Source organism: Desulfosporosinus sp. (genome assembly GCF_014237355.1).
Lineage (GTDB): Bacteria > Bacillota > Desulfitobacteriia > Desulfitobacteriales > Desulfitobacteriaceae > Desulfosporosinus.
Genome location: NZ_JABZFS010000059.1, coordinates 1 through 15263, shown reverse-complemented (window position 1 = coordinate 15263; position 15263 = coordinate 1). Strand labels below are relative to the sequence as shown.

At 38.6% G+C, this 15263-nt stretch carries 13 protein-coding genes; 2 read left to right on the top strand and 11 right to left on the bottom strand.

Annotated elements, in window-relative coordinates; genetic code table 11:
* Positions 1 to 4 precede the first annotated feature (4 nt).
* The 7 genes from HGJ98_RS12525 to HGJ98_RS12495 form a co-directional block, all read right to left on the bottom strand.
* The gene (locus HGJ98_RS12525; protein ID WP_291351749.1) at positions 5 to 376 is read right to left on the bottom strand and encodes a DUF2294 domain-containing protein; all 372 of its coding nucleotides are present in this window, start codon (positions 374 to 376) and stop codon (positions 5 to 7) included.
* Between the two features lie 419 nt (positions 377 to 795).
* Positions 796 to 1011, bottom strand: a complete 216-nt coding sequence (locus tag HGJ98_RS12520) for a DUF1450 domain-containing protein (RefSeq protein WP_291351748.1) — start codon at positions 1009 to 1011, stop codon at positions 796 to 798.
* A gap of 72 nt (positions 1012 to 1083) precedes the next feature.
* Positions 1084 to 2241, bottom strand: a complete 1158-nt coding sequence (locus HGJ98_RS12515) for an FAD-dependent oxidoreductase (protein ID WP_291351747.1) — start codon at positions 2239 to 2241, stop codon at positions 1084 to 1086.
* Positions 2242 to 2472: 231 nt separating this feature from the next.
* Positions 2473 to 2748, bottom strand: coding sequence for an Ada metal-binding domain-containing protein (locus HGJ98_RS12510; protein WP_291351746.1), 276 nt, complete (start codon positions 2746 to 2748; stop codon positions 2473 to 2475).
* A gap of 917 nt (positions 2749 to 3665) precedes the next feature.
* Complete coding sequence (locus HGJ98_RS12505; protein WP_291351745.1) at positions 3666 to 5051, bottom strand: radical SAM protein; 1386 nt, start codon at positions 5049 to 5051, stop codon at positions 3666 to 3668.
* A 448-nt stretch (positions 5052 to 5499) separates the two neighbouring features.
* Positions 5500 to 7149, bottom strand: a complete 1650-nt coding sequence (locus tag HGJ98_RS12500) for a cell wall-binding repeat-containing protein (protein ID WP_291351744.1) — start codon at positions 7147 to 7149, stop codon at positions 5500 to 5502.
* Between the two features lie 162 nt (positions 7150 to 7311).
* On the bottom strand, positions 7312 to 7677 hold the full coding sequence (locus HGJ98_RS12495) for a hypothetical protein (RefSeq protein WP_291351743.1): 366 nt from the start codon (positions 7675 to 7677) through the stop codon (positions 7312 to 7314).
* A gap of 634 nt (positions 7678 to 8311) precedes the next feature.
* On the opposite strand from HGJ98_RS12495, the gene HGJ98_RS12490 reads away from it, so the two are divergent.
* Entirely contained in the window at positions 8312 to 8830 is a 519-nt protein-coding gene (locus HGJ98_RS12490; protein WP_367142729.1) for a cupin domain-containing protein, read from the top strand.
* Positions 8831 to 9234: 404 nt separating this feature from the next.
* Here the strand turns inward: HGJ98_RS12490 and HGJ98_RS12485 are convergent, their stop codons facing one another.
* The 4 genes from HGJ98_RS12485 to HGJ98_RS12470 form a co-directional block, all read right to left on the bottom strand.
* A complete protein-coding gene (locus HGJ98_RS12485; RefSeq protein ID WP_291351741.1) occupies positions 9235 to 10506 on the bottom strand; it encodes a RidA family protein in 1272 nt (423 codons plus the stop codon).
* Positions 10507 to 10774: 268 nt separating this feature from the next.
* The gene (locus HGJ98_RS12480) at positions 10775 to 10981 is read right to left on the bottom strand and encodes a DUF4177 domain-containing protein (RefSeq protein ID WP_291351740.1); all 207 of its coding nucleotides are present in this window, start codon (positions 10979 to 10981) and stop codon (positions 10775 to 10777) included.
* Positions 10982 to 11538: 557 nt separating this feature from the next.
* Complete coding sequence (locus tag HGJ98_RS12475) at positions 11539 to 12021, bottom strand: DUF456 domain-containing protein (protein ID WP_291351739.1); 483 nt, start codon at positions 12019 to 12021, stop codon at positions 11539 to 11541.
* Between the two features lie 59 nt (positions 12022 to 12080).
* Positions 12081 to 12518, bottom strand: coding sequence for a DUF6376 family protein (locus HGJ98_RS12470; RefSeq protein ID WP_291351738.1), 438 nt, complete (start codon positions 12516 to 12518; stop codon positions 12081 to 12083).
* 683 nt (positions 12519 to 13201) lie between these two features.
* Between HGJ98_RS12470 and HGJ98_RS12465 the strand changes: the two genes are divergently transcribed.
* The gene (locus tag HGJ98_RS12465; protein ID WP_291351737.1) at positions 13202 to 14011 is read left to right on the top strand and encodes a recombinase family protein; all 810 of its coding nucleotides are present in this window, start codon (positions 13202 to 13204) and stop codon (positions 14009 to 14011) included.
* The last annotated feature ends 1252 nt before the right edge of the window (positions 14012 to 15263 follow it).

Here is a 15263-nt window from a genome sequence, read left to right as displayed (position 1 = left end):
TGGATTATATTCTTTCCTCAATATCACAACTAACTGTTAGAACAATTACTTTTTCCCCAGTCCTTGTGCTTACGTCGGAGTGCATACTCACAATTTCAATATTAACTATATCATTTATTAGTTCTTCCAAGTGATTTCTAGCATTTTCAAACAGAGCTGTTCTCATGCCTTTAATCAATTTTATACCTTGGTCATTATTAGCAAGATTTTGTTCAGCCTGATATAAATACCCATCAATGATAATCACTATGTGGTTTTGGATTATCCTTGTTTTGATGCCCTTAGGACCACGCCCCATATACACCTTCTCAAACTTACTTACTGCATCACTTATTTGTGCCTCAATTTGACCTTTTGTGTATTTTGGAGTATCCATTTCTATCCTCTCCATGTCGTACTATAATAAATTATTTTTATAATAAAGTAAAGCTATAAAAGTACAATGACGATTTTTCTTAGATAACAAAGCTAGATACTTCCAGTATCTGTATATTTTCTCAATTCAAAATACTCACTTTAATTTAGTAAGTATACAATAGAAATTCTTTACTCGTCAATAGCATTTATTTTTTAAATTCGGGACTAATCAATGTCCCTCCTCAATTCCAGCCAAGTTCTTCCCCCAAATTCGGAATAATATTGACCACCGGACGAGGGGATTACCGACCCGAGCACAACTTTAAGGAGCTGCCACAAAATGACGTCTGTAGACATCATTTTGAGACAGCTCCTTTTGACGCTTATTGCTTATCTAGCTGCAATTACGGAACTACTAAAGATAGGGTGACTAATATACTATAAGGCATTTTCTCGAATCATATCGTACAATTCATCTGCACTTTCAGCTTGGACTAATTCATCATCGACTAAGGCGAATGGACCAACAGCACAATCACCGCAGTATCCCAAACATGATTCAACCTCTACACTAACACCATCTTTTTTTAAATTATCTGCCACATATTCAGTCCCAAACTGGAAGTTATTTTCACAAAACTTTACTTGCTTCATTTTACTCACTCCTAGCGGTTTTTGATTCTTTTATTATTTGAATTATTTCGCTGAAAGATACGTTCCCATAGTCTAGGTTCTTAAGTAGAATTTCATTTTCAATGGCACCTTTAAGGCAGGCGAAGATTTTATGTCTCCAATAACCATTGCACCAATTATCCTATCATTATTAAACAAGATCTTTCTATAATTATTTTCCTGCAGTCTGTCCACGACAATATTTGTAGCTTTATCTTCTTTAACTTCCCCCATTGAAAACAGTGATAGTTTAAATGCATTTAACGTTGTTACAGGCACAATATGATCGAAAATTGCGTTTTTACCTGAAATATTGTAACCCGCTACCTTGCCTTGCCCTATGGCTATATTCCATAACCCATAAGGTTTCCTTTTATATTCCGCAACATCTCCTGCTGCATATATATCTTGAAGGTTAGTCTCCATTCTCTCATCGACTAAAATACCATAATTAGTATCGATCTTTGTATTTCCTATAATATCAATATTAGGTTTCGTACCGATAGAATATATAACTGCATCACAATCAATGACTTCACCGCCGACTGTTTTGAAACCTTCCACCTTGTCCCGACCCGAGATTTCAGCTATCTCAGTGTTAAAGAGAATTTCAATTCCACTGGATTCAATTGCTTTTGCTAAAATATCTGATGCTTCCTCATCAAGTTCTTTACGCATAAGCCTTTGGGATCGATTAGAAAGAATAACCTTTTTACCCATTTCTGATAATATCCAAGCAGTTTCTAAACCTTGTATTCCTCCACCAATAATTAATATTTTCTCCACACCTTTTATATAGTCCATAATATTCCAGTCATCAAGCAGTGTTTTTAAGGTATATACCCCTGATGTTTTAATACCGGGTACAGAAGGTTCAATATTATGCGAACCATTAGCAATTAGTAACTTATCATAACCAATTACTTTACCATCAGATAATTGTACGCTTTTTTCCCTTGTGTCTATTGAGACAGCTCCAGTCCCTAAATATAAATTAATTTCATTATCTCTATACCATTCCTTGTTCTGAAGTAATATCTTATCTGCTTCCAGCGAGCTTAACAGGCCTTTTGAGAGCCTAATCCGGTTATAAGGATAAAACTTTTCTTCCCCAATTAGATGTATTTCACTTTGTTTATCAACTTCTCTGATTGATTTAATAGCTGAAAGAGCCGCTATTCCATTTCCAATAATCGCTATCTGTTGTGGCATCTTTTCTCATTCCCTTCAGCAAAATGGTATCCTTTTATCTTCTCCTTTCCTTCCTAAATTTACTCTACCTAAAGTAAACGTGAAGGTTGATCGACAACATAAGCGATGCTCGACAGGACGTCAGACATATTGGAGCGTCTTCTAAAATGGAATTGCACACACAAAATAGCACTTTTATTTCTTTTTGCAAGCTTAAAAGAAATAAGAGTGCCGATTAATATAAACTTATTCCTAGAACGAATTATTTTCTTTCCATTTGGCATATTCTTTTGGCATACAATTCTCACACGGGCGATATCCTGCCGAAATTGCTGTATCTTCGTCTGCGAAAAACACACGATATTTAAAATATTGCCCGTTACGAAGAAAACGAAGTGCTGATGGACAATCTAAGCGACCATATATTTTAAGCTCACGATGACCTCCTAAAGTTCCCTTAGTGTCGCTTATATAGGTGTTACCACTTGCATCAAGAAGGTTAAAAACCTTTATAAAGTTTTTTTCCATGCTAAATCCCCCTTTGTCTTTTCCCTTAATCACTTAAATGCAGTTCATCTGAAGCTTTTCAACGATCCTTTTGAATCGCTTCTCTTCGGCAAAGATGAGAATGCCGGATTATGAACCACTGCATCCGCCATGCTTAAAATCGCTGACAACCTTCTGTACAATTGACGAATATTTTCTTTTTTCATTTGTAGCTTATTGTCCATTAATTCAGCATACTAATGTTAAAATACATATTTTTAATCAATACTATTCTATCCATGATGCAATTTGCAACCACGTTTTTTAGGTCAAAAAGCTTTCATCCACGCTCTTCTAAATTTATAAAACGTTGATAAATGAAACTGAATGAATGGATGTCTTTGTCGTGACTCGACCTTTGGATGCAGCATTACAACATTGAAATTACGCAGCCCAATTTCCCTTCCTCAAACTGTAAGGCCCCTTCAGGTTTGATATATGTACAAATCGAAAAGACCATTGTCTATAAAAACAATGGTCTAGATGATATGCATATTTGGTTGGAGCGACATGATTTGAACATGCGACCTCTACCACCCCAAGGTGACTTAAACGTTTAAAACCCCTTACACATAGTCTATTAAGGAGTTCACAGTTAGTACCACTTAACAAGAAGTACCCATAGGAAAATAGTAAACTGGTTTGACCATTCCGTTTTTTTTAAGTGGTTTACAGTTTTGTAAATAGTTAATTAGTCTGCAACCCTTATATAGCAAGTGGTTTCGATACCTAAAAGTTTACAAATAGAGTAGATAATTATAATTCTCGACAATTACTTCAAGTAAAGCATTTTGACCTTTTCTCGTTAAATCGGACAGCCTAGAGTTAGGGTTTCCTTTCGAAATGGTAGAATTACCAAATAGTATTAAGGACTTACAATTAATGAACCCAGACTTAACTCATCTGATACTCTCCCCACGGAGCAAGGCCTTGAGGTCAGCAAGCCCTACTTTCCACCCATCTGCTAGTTGTAGGGCTGCCCGCTTGACCATTACATATCCCTGAACTACTTTCCACGTAAAACTCACGGCCGGTTCATCAAACGTGTAGTCACACATCCACGGCTTGGGTTTGGTCAGGCGCCCCTCCTTCTCGAACAGGCGTTCCAGAGGAGTCCCCACCCCGGCTTCGATTTTATTGTAGTTAAAAACTTCGGGGCTACCAACCGAGCGTAGAAACTCCCCGTTTTGCATAAGTTCATTGAAAGATAACGTCGGGTCGAACGGGATAAACCCGATTTTAGCCGGCAGGCCCCACTCTTTTAGCTTGAGCAAAACCTCGTGATTTTGCTCGACTGTCGTTCCCTTGCCGTAGCGGTCGAGAATACGTTGAACGCCTGACTCGATCCCCAAGCGAACCTCCACGCACCCGACATCACGCAAAGCCTTGAAAAGATCTTCCTCCACGTTGTCTACCCGGCACTCTATCGAAAATTTGAAATGCAGACCACGCCGCCGCAATTCCTCGATAAAATCCCAGGCCCTCCGAACCCCCACCTCACCGCGACCGAAGAAGTTATCATCCAGAAAATCAAGATGGCTCACGTTGAAGCACCGCTGTAGTTCCTCGATCTCGTCGACAACGTTGCCGGCGCTGCGCGGGCGCCACTTTGGCCCTGGCGATTTAGAATTCATTGCAGCTGGACAGCAAAAGATACAGTGCCCATCGCACCCCCTGGAGGAGATAACCATTGGCAGTCGGCCCCACCTGAGGATATGTGGGAGCGTATCCCGAGCCGGAAAAGGCAGCGCATCGAGATCCTCTATGAGAGGGCGAGGCCCGTTGGCCCGAACCGTGTCGCCTTCCCGATAATGCAAGCCGAGTATCTTAATTAAAGAATCTCCGGAGGGTCTCGGGGTGCCGTACGAGTTAAGGGCCTCTAGTAGCTCTGGCAGCGTTTTCTCGCCCTCCCCCACCATGAGGCTATCCAGGCCTGGAACTAACTCAAGAATCTCAGACTCCATCATCGTGGCGACTGGCCCGCCCGCTGTAATATGTCCCGTGTAGCCCCCACGACGCAGGCGCTCCACCAGGTCGATCACATATGGCATGTTGACTTGGAGCAGACGAAAGCCGACCAGATCTGGTTTTTGGTCCTGAACACATTTGAGCGTTGCGGGCACACCGAGCCGGAAAAGTGACGCATCAAGAATGGTGACCTGGTATCCTAACTGCCTGAGAACGGCAGCCAAGTAACCGAGTCCGAGATTTTCGCTGTGAGGTTCCCAAAGCCGGAGATCCGCAGGTGGGTTGATGAGCATGATTTTTTGGAATGCAACGTGCATAGGTAATCCTCCTTGTTTTATATTGGACCCATATTTGTTTATCTAGCTAGTCGTACCTTCGTCGAACTGATTAGGGTACTCCCTCCCCCAATATTACTCGACATGTGCTTACATGAAGACTAATATAGTGTACTAATTACACATTTATCCTCTATTTCCTTCAATTAGAACAAAAGATTGCCAATTTCTTCATTTCCAGTACATACGTTAGATATAATTCCATTCCACATAGAAGATTTCCATGGTTTTTAAGTCTATATAAAATTTCCACTCGCCATCTGCACCTTCTTTGGGTAATTGGGAGGATTGGGCGTAAAAAAAGCACCGCTTAAACGATGCTTCATTTACCCTAGAAAGCAGAAAAGCCCAGTACTACATAACCAACCGCGATTCCAAAAGAAAAGATTTGTTCAAGCTTAATCCCAGCAATTCTGAATCTATGGAATTGTTATTGTGTTTTTTCCAGTGTCTCCTTGATTACTTGAAATAAGTGATCACTAACAACCGCTGTTCCGCCAAAAACAGTGTAATTGGAACCCTTATAATTACTAAGGAAGCTTCTAAGGGTCTCATCCTTACCTGGCTGTACTAGAAGAATTGGAGCTCCTTTGGCCGCAGCATAAGCGGAACCGGCTAAAGCATCGGGATAATTTCCGCCGTAGGCGAAACACAGCTCATTTATATTCGTACCATAGAGTTTTTCCAATATAATCCTCGATGTATCATACCTGTCTTGACCTGCATAACGTATTACATTTGAGCTGAAGGTTTTGAGCTTGTTTTCTATGTCAGAGCTGATAATCCCAGTTCCACCAACAATAATAATTTTTTGTGGTTTTAGTTTCTGCAGGTAATCTACGACCGTCGGAGGCAATGTATCTATTGGTGTTATTAAAATAGGCGCAGAGTTTGAAGCAGCATAACTCGAAATAGAGAGAGCATCTGGGTAGATTGCATTACTTGCAATAATCACCGTACCACCGACTGGAGGATTTAGGGTTTTTGCCACCTCCACAGCTGTGATATCCTTATTCGAACCATATAAACGTTTAACACTAACGTTAGATATCCCTAGGGTGGACACAGCTGAGACAAATGAATTATCAACTTCACTCGGGTTAGCTATGAGGTAAACATTCCCTCCCTCGTTTATTGAGTTTTTAATGTACTCCAAGGCCTGTTGGGAATCCCTGGCGCTTCGTCCGGCCAATACAATTGGAGCATTTAATTTCTTGCTTAAGACTGAACCTAAGAGAGCATTATACCAATTGTTGCCCGGTGCCACGATTACATTATCTACTCGATTGCCTCGAGCCGCCTCTGCAATTATTCGTGCGGTCTCATAAAGATCGTAACCTGCTAAACGATGTTTACTTACTTCGGGAGTACTTAAAGCATTTATATATACTTTGCCGTTTTTAAGTTCTGCATAAGTTCTTACCTCTGCTTGACCAACCACATCTCTGACAGCTTGTGAAATTTTTCCATCCCATCCGGTAGTCGATAGCATTGTATCAACACCAGGAATAGCTTTTAATGCTTCGCTCACAATAACCCCGACATCTCCATTTGCAAACAAATCATTTACTGTTACAACATCTCCTGCGATTAGTCCCTTTGCTTTTGCAATATATTCAAATTGTGCAAACATACCCTGGTAGATTGCCTTTCCCATCACATCCCGAGCATCATTACTTATAGGATCACCAAGAGGTGATAGATCATTAATGCGCTTTTGCAAACCACGTGCTATATCATCAGTTACTTCATGCATAAGAACCTTAGCATCTTCTGGCAACTTGAAATTACTATTATAAACAACCTCAAGATCTTTTACATTCGGAACTTGTGCCACAAAGGCAACAGCTTTACCATTCAGAGCTCTTTTTGCTGCAACAAATTCCTGACCGCCTGATTTCACTGTAACTGTGAAATTGTCGCGTGTTCCGTACTTAACACCAGTAACTATAACTGTGTTGCTTTCATTTGATGTTATTTTACTATTAACTTTATAAACATAATCCGTACTTTTTAACTTATCAACGGGAATAATCCCATCCTTGTAAGGATCAATATTGCTTAATGTAATATCTGCCATTGCTTTATCAATTACATTTGCAATTCTTTCACCATAGTACTCTGAATAAGGCAGTAAACCTACAATAGCATTGCCTGGTGCCTCACCTAATTTCAGAAGCTTTATTCACTACAAAATCAGCCCAATATTCACTAAATCCATTGTCTCGCATAAGGACTGTTTTTAGGTTTTTGCAGTTGCTGCAGGTAATTTCTTTTGTTTGACATTGTTTCCATATACAAAAGTTCCGCTTGCATCAGTCTGAACATTTGTCATAGTATTTAAATTCACATTCAAAATGGGCAGTACATCTAGTTCGCTTTGTTCCGAGTTATCCATAAATGCCTTGTCTATAACCTCGGATGCATCTTTCACTGCTCCTTTTGTCCAATCCTTGGCGTCATCAGTTGCTCCATCAACCCAGTCCTTGGTATCATCAGCTGCTCCATCGACCCAATCCTTGGCCTTATCAAACCATCCAGCATAGGCTGGAGCTGGAAGTGAGACTACAAGTAATGTGACCAACATCAATATTAAAATCTTTTTCATTATACTAGTTCCTCCGAAACTTATTAAAATTCTAAACTTTAGTTTCATTTAATTGTAAGAATAGTGAATTTCTAAATAATTGCTAAGTCTTTCATATAACTCCATGGAACAACGTTGCATATGTTGGACCAGCCTATTTGGTTCACCGAACCACCTTACATCCTCAAGTAAGGTCATCAACTACAAGATGATTAGCAAAGATAGACATGTTTCACCCCCAACTCAATGCTTAATAATAAGTTGTCTCCGACACTATTGGGGTAATTCCTCCTATTTTCTTTCAAGATTACTCTAATTTGATGAATTTTCAAATTATAATGCTTAATGCTACTTAATTCGAACTCGTCAAATTGTGGTCAGCTTTAGTTTTATTACATTCACCGGAAATTATGGCGCAAAACGGTTGTGGACAACAAGATAATGGGACGATTGGTGGCCCTCGTCAAGTAGTTTCACCTAATTAACTCAACTACTAATTTAGGCCATACACTCTGGAAGATGAGATGTCATATGGTACTATATACCAAATCTCACCTAAACGAGTAGTGTTGGAGGATGTTAGTGTATCGGTTATCCGGAATGCTACACTAGCGAGAGAATAGCTTCATTGGCACATCAATAAATTACGAAATATATGAAGGGGTGGAGTAAAATGTATAATAGATATAACACGCCAATTTCTAACCCATATAATTATCCCTTTCCTCGCAGGGCTGACGCCCCAATGTATCCAGGGAAAATGCTTCCTTTAAGGGACTACGGACCAAACCCTTTTGTAATGAATATCAAAGAGTCTTCACTACAAAATAATAATTTTCGTACCGCATTGTGGACCGGTAGTTATTTACAGCTTACTTTAATGAGCATTAATGTAGGGGATAGCATAGGATTGGAAATGCATCCCGATGTCGATCAGTTTATTCGCATTGAACAAGGACAAGGCCTTGTTATAATGGGAGATAGCAGAGATAGACTTAATTACCAGCAAAGAGTGGGTGATAATTATGTTATTTTTATACCCGCAGGTAAATGGCACAATCTGATAAATACTGGCTGTGTACCTCTTAAATTGTACTCTATCTATGCACCTCCTCAACACCCACACGGCACTGTTCATAAAACAAAAGCGGTTGCTGAAGAACATCACGTATAACTAATAGCGTAAAATTCTTACCAAATATAAAATACCACTGCAGGAGAATTCTTCTGCAGTGGTATTTTATATTTGATGTTACAATCCCAATATAACTTCCAGTTCCTCTTTTACAACTTTCTTTGATTTATGGGGGCATGTGCCAGTATAAAAGAGGCTGTGTACTTGGTCTACGGCTTTAAGTCTCTTTTTCATTGCGATTTTCCATGCCTCACTAATAAACCAGCTCTCCTGGTATATTAGTGAGGCAATTCCTCTGGATCCATTACCTCATATTCATTGAAAAAAAGGAGCTGAAAGAACTATTTTCAGCTCCCTTTTTATGATTAGCAAATGAGATTTCGCCTTACCTTCGGCAGTGTCGAGTAACATTGACCGCTCTACATTTGATAATTAAATGCCCGTTATACTTTTGGAGGTGTTCCTTCAGCGTTTGATACAACCGCATCGATCTGGACTAAAGCATCTTTAGGTAAAGCTGATACGCCAACAGTTCTTCGTGCAGGAACACCGCTTGGGAAGAATGTTGTGTAAACTTCGTCTACAGCATCAATATCTGCGATATTTTTAAGGAAGATATTAACTTTAACCACATCGTCCATAACGTGGTCAACACTTTCCACAATTGCCTTGATATTTTTCAAGCACTGTCCAGCCTGCTCTTTTATGCCACCAGCTACCATTTCACCAGTTTTTGGATCTAAAGGTAATTGAGCTGTAATATTATTGTAATGAGAAAAAGCTACAGTTTGTGTAGATAGAGAACTTTTTGGTGCATTTTCCGTATTGTTTGCTTCTATGATGAGTCCATGCCTGTCTTCAACAGCTTGTGGGGGGGTACCATCTCCGTGTGACACCACTGCTTCAATTTGTACCAAAGCATCCATAGGTAAAGCTGAAGCTGCAACTGTTGTCCGTGCAGGGACATAGGCTGCGGCCCTGGCGATAGCCGAGTCTGGGAAAAATGTTGTGTAAACTTCGTTTACGGCTTCAATATCCGAGAGGTTTTTGAGGAAGATATTAATTTTAACAATATCGTCAAAAGGAACGTCGATACTTTCTAAAATTGCCTTGATATTCTTTAAGCACTGTCCAGCCTGCTCTTTTACGCCACCGGCTACAACTCTGCCAGACTTTGGATCGATAGGTAATTGAGCTGTAATATTATTGTAATGAGAAAAAGCTACAACTTGCGTAGATAGAGGACATGTTGGCGCATTTGCCGTGTTATTTGTAAGCTTTATGAGGTCGCCTGCTTGTGGTGCGTTTGGAATTGTACCTTCAGCGTTTGAAACAAGTGCTTCAATTTGCACCAAAGCATCCATAGGCAAAGCTGCAACTGCGACATTCGTCCGTGTAGGAACATAGCCTGGGAAGAATGTTTTATAAACTTCGTCTACAGCATCAATATCTTTGATATTCTTAACGAATACAGTGATTCTAACAACATCGCTCATAACATGGTCGATGCTTTCTACAATTGCTTTGATATTTTTAAAACACTGTTCAGCCTGCTCTTTTACACCACCAGTTACCACCTTTCCGGATTTTGGATCGATAGGTAATTGAGCTGAAAGATTATTGTAATGAGAGAAAGCTACAGTTTGTGAATATGGACCGATACCTTTTGGAGCATTTTCCGTATTTCTTGCTAATACTGCGTTATAGTTGCTCATGATAGTATTCCCCTTTATGCTAGATTTTCTAATAATTATATTTGTGTATATTTTTTTACATCGCCTTGCCAATATCATATACTACAGACTTATCCATCAAAACATACGCCTTACATTACTGATCCTAACTGTATTAGTGTACTTATTTATCAATAAATATGTATAAATGAATTGGTATTATTTTGCTTTCCTAAAAATGTGCTGATATTTATGTTGCTTTTAATGTGACCCCTTGGTACAGCGAGACAAAGCAAGTTTCAATACGATTTTAGGGCATACATTTTACGCTTAAAGGTGCTATTAGGTTAACTGTACTCCCTGTCATAACGAATATAGGGGATACCATAGTTACAAGTTCCCAACCTTCGTTGCCGAGTTTATTAAACTGTGCATCAGATTCTCCATCAAATTCAAACTTTGATTTAAACAACCCCTTTCCATCAAAAGCAACAGTTTTGTATTCCCATCTATCCATTTTTAATTCCTCCAATTCGAAATATCTTCATCTGAAAATGTTGACCTTAATTCCTTAAAAAAACAGGCCAAAAAATGTACTTTTTTAGCCCGTTTTTTTTGCTCGCAAACACTAAATATAGTTATTTAGAGTGCCCTTATTTGCTTTTTTAACCACTATTTGTCATCAGAACTATACATTCCACGGCATTCCTTTGGATTTACCTCAGAGACAGGGCACGCAGTAACGCCAATCTCAACTTCTGTCAACAAGTTTGGCAAGATGCCACCTCGACGGTAGCTTCGCAGGCCAAATTTTATTAAAAAAAGCGCCAAATCAAGTTGAGGCGCTTTAAAATATATATGTTAATTACCAAATGCTTTTATGGCAGAATGTTTGTTGAATGCAAAAAAGCCACAGTATAGTTTATAATCCTTAAATTATTTTAAACAGCATTTTAATTCTGTTGAATTAATTAATTAACCTCTACCAGTATATAAGCTGGAATCTGAAATCCGCATTGGTACAAACGAAAATGCAATGGGACATTTTCCCGTTTTGTTCGAGTAAGATGTTTTTTACAATAACACTTCAATTGTGAACCATCCAATCATTCCTAATTGAATAAATACTTTAGCTATTGTACTGTTCAGAAATCCAATTATTGTTCCGACGGCTACTTTCACAGACTCTGTAGCAGTCTTTTTCTGAGAAATTTCAATAAGAAAGACTGCAATAAATGGTACAAGGATTAGTCCGAATGGAGGGAAGATAAAAGAACCAACAATGGTTGCTATTACCGCTACTCGCTCTCCCCATTTACTCCCTCCACTTTTTTTAACAAAGTGACTGTTCGCTATAAAATCAACAAAAAACATCAAAACCGTTAGTATAATCATAGATATCCAAAAGAACAAAGACAATGTCCCTGGATTAACTAAAAACTGATAGATTAAGAAGCCTCCCCAGATTACCAATACCGATGGAATGATTGGAAATATTAATCCAACAAAACTTAATACAAATAAGGAAATAATTAAAATCCAATAAATAAAGTCCAACTAAAACCCACCTTTAACAAAAATTAATCTATTATATACGGGATGCTATACCAATTATTCTAGAGACCTAACTTTTCAATTTGATCCATCAACCGCGTCACATCATTAATGAGCTGAAATAGTTGTGAGTTTTCAATCTTCTCTATAATGAGTTCTCCATTTACAGTTGCTTCGTTAATCGCCGTTTCTATCTCATTATTCTTCTCAATTATCTTTTGATGAATATCCTTTGCCAGAGCAGGAGTCTCAATTTGGTTGAATGCTGCGATCTCTTCTTTTAATACTGTCAACTCAACTTCTAATTCCTTTTTAAGGTCAGCGTTAGTTGCTGCCTCTTTTATCATCTGCGGAGCTTCTTCCGAAAAATTTCTTAACGTTTCAATATGTTTAGTCGCCTTGTCTACATAGTATATTGTTTGATTAACACCATCTAAAAGAGAACAACCGCTCACTAAACCTGTTGCTAAAATTAAGAATACCATAAACATTTTTCTCATATCCCATTACCCTCTCCTTACACCTTTATTTAATTTAAGTTTCAACTTCTTCATAAATTCAAATGTTAATAAGAAAATCATTATCAGTGTAAGAATTTATCAAGGTGACGAGATCTTTTTTAAAGTTCGGTGATTCAAATAAAAAACCTTTCAACTCAATTGAACCCCGCAGATAAACATCAAAAGTCATTAATGATCACTCCCTTTTTTTTCTTACTTACCCTGCGTGAGCAAATTGAAATTTCCTTAATCCCAATTAAATCATACCATATGTGGTAAAATAACTCATTGTTGTTATTCAATCAAATTCAGTTGTTTTCGGCCTTTTTCTAATGACTACTGTATGTAGTTAAACTTCTATTTTCTCAGCCTAACATATTATTTCTTTGATTTCATCTACAAACTTTGAAGAACTGCCATATATGTCCTGTCAAGGTATTTTACTTGTCAAGCATGAAAGTCCTACGCATATCGACGTAAAATAGATATATTATAAGCACTACTTGTCTGCTCATATTACAAAACCTCATAAATCCTCCACGTCTCGCTTATATCAAAGCCTTCACTCAAAGCCAGTTTTGTACTTTTTAACGATTCCTCAAACCTTTTACGATTCCTATACTTTTTAACGAAAGGTAAGGTTTCTGCCCAAGGGGGGTGCATCTGATCTGGTTGATAGTCATTTGGATTGGGAACTTGTGGACATTTATGCTGACGTGCGTTCTGGAAAAAACACCTCTGGACGCCCAAGGTTCCAGAGAATGCTGGAAGACTGCCGGAATCATAAAATTGAAATGATAATCACGAAATCAATTAGCCGGTTTGGCAGGAACACAGTAGAAACCATTTATGCAATAAATGAGCTACGCGCTCTTTTAGTTGACATATACTTTGAAAACGATAATATTCACACCAAGGGATCTCAGAATGATTTTATAATTTCCATTCTAGAAGCCTATGCACAAGCCGAAAGCCAGGCTCGGAGTGAGAACATAAAATGGGGTATCGCCAAGGGTTTTAAGGACGGAAGCTCGAAACTGTATAACAGAAAGTGTTTCGGTTACCGTCATAATCAGGAAGGCGAACTGATCATCGACGAGGAGGAAGCTCTCATCGTTCAAAAAATCTTTGACCTATACTTAAACGGATACAGTGTGATTGCTATTATTTGTGAGCTTGAGACACTAGAGATTAAATCGCCTACCGGCAAAGATAGATGGAGCAAAAGAGCAATAGAAAATATGCTTATCAATGAGAAATACATAGGCAATGTCTTAGTTGGTAAAACATATTCTAACGAATTCCCGAACAATAAGCGCTTGGTAAACAAAAACGAAAGCGATAAATATTTAGCCGAAGACTGCCATCCCGCTATTATTTCAAAGGAGAAGTTTGATCGCGTTCAAGCTGAAAAGGCACGTCGAAGTAATATTGAAATTGATCCCGACGGCGTAAAACGAAAAAGTACTCATTATAGTATGAAAAAGGGTTAACAATCTTGCATAAGTTGAACCATCTGCTTGAATGTGTACCTTGTTATATTTCCCCGAAGTAGGATAATCATCTCATGTCATCCAAAATATAGGTATATACTTAAATTATACTCGCAATAGGTATCTACCCCCTTAAAGAGCCTGAGCTAAAAGGTACTACAGAGAAAATTAAAATGACCTCTCACCAAGTGTGAAGAGGTCATTTTAAAGTGTATATAATCCCGCAAAGTTCCTCCTGACTAAACTAAACCACTGATTAACCAAGTTTCACCTACTTCATTCAAATAGACGTGTGCCCCAGCCAAACACCCTTTCTTAAGATTTAATGGTCCATTTAATAAACGGAACGTCTTAAGTGTAAAGAACTCGACCGAAAACTTTTGAACTACTTAACAACCGACTAACTGACCTAACCGACTAACCGACCTAACCGACTAACCGAACTAACTGACTAACCGAACTAACTGATCTAACCGAACTAACTGACTAACCGAACTAACTGAACCTAACTGACTAACTAAACTAACAGACCACTGAACTAAACCGACTAACTACCTAAACCGACCAACTGAACTAACCTGGATTCGAAAACTGGATTTTGGTATTCGAGAACTGAGGTAAACAGATTGGAGGAACTTTGCGGGAAAATTAGCGGAAAAACAACAAAAGCCATCCTGAAGGGTGGCTTAAATCCAATCGGCAACATTAACACTGATCTTTCCAACTTTGCCGCGGATTGATTACCAGCCCTCGTTAGTAGAAAAGTAAATGATTTAATGTATAAGATTTTTATTTAACTTCGTTTTCTTGCTTTGATATTACCATGTATCCTCCTACTCTGTCAATATAGTCTTTAGAGTTTATTAATAACTGTAGGATGAAGAAGATATCTTAAGCCTCAATGGAATTATTAGTCCTGTCTGGTTATAACAAATCCACCGAAAGAGCGGTAGGTGGAACCCGTTTTTTACCAAAGGCTTCTATAACACATAAATTTGTTGCATAATATTCTACGAATGCGTCACAGTGTTCTCCGTCAATTATACCATAACATTATCTGAGGGTATTATGGCTTGTAGATACAAAAAGGGCTCAGCTCTTGCTGATACCCTATGGTACCAAGGCTTCCGCTAATTCTTATTTTACGACGTATTATGTGAATATAAAAGCTTACCGGACCCTGAGTTGCCAAAAGGCCACGGCGCTGGCTGCAGCAACGTTCAGAGAGTCCACGTTATGGGACATGGGGATG

Excerpts from the sequence above, each read along its gene's own strand:
- HGJ98_RS12525 (WP_291351749.1), bottom strand. The coding sequence starts at position 376 with ATGGATACTCCAAAATACACAAAAGGTCAAATTGAGGCACAAATAAGT.
- HGJ98_RS12520 (WP_291351748.1), bottom strand. The coding sequence starts at position 1,011 with ATGAAGCAAGTAAAGTTTTGTGAAAATAACTTCCAGTTTGGGACTGAA.
- HGJ98_RS12515 (WP_291351747.1), bottom strand. The coding sequence starts at position 2,241 with ATGCCACAACAGATAGCGATTATTGGAAATGGAATAGCGGCTCTTTCA.
- HGJ98_RS12510 (WP_291351746.1), bottom strand. The coding sequence starts at position 2,748 with ATGGAAAAAAACTTTATAAAGGTTTTTAACCTTCTTGATGCAAGTGGT.
- HGJ98_RS12505 (WP_291351745.1), bottom strand. The coding sequence starts at position 5,051 with ATGCACGTTGCATTCCAAAAAATCATGCTCATCAACCCACCTGCGGAT.
- HGJ98_RS12500 (WP_291351744.1), bottom strand. The coding sequence starts at position 7,149 with ATGGCAGATATTACATTAAGCAATATTGATCCTTACAAGGATGGGATT.
- HGJ98_RS12495 (WP_291351743.1), bottom strand. The coding sequence starts at position 7,677 with ATGAAAAAGATTTTAATATTGATGTTGGTCACATTACTTGTAGTCTCA.
- HGJ98_RS12490 (WP_367142729.1), top strand. The coding sequence starts at position 8,312 with ATGAAGGGGTGGAGTAAAATGTATAATAGATATAACACGCCAATTTCT.
- HGJ98_RS12485 (WP_291351741.1), bottom strand. The coding sequence starts at position 10,506 with ATGAGCAACTATAACGCAGTATTAGCAAGAAATACGGAAAATGCTCCA.
- HGJ98_RS12480 (WP_291351740.1), bottom strand. The coding sequence starts at position 10,981 with ATGGATAGATGGGAATACAAAACTGTTGCTTTTGATGGAAAGGGGTTG.
- HGJ98_RS12470 (WP_291351738.1), bottom strand. The coding sequence starts at position 12,518 with ATGAGAAAAATGTTTATGGTATTCTTAATTTTAGCAACAGGTTTAGTG.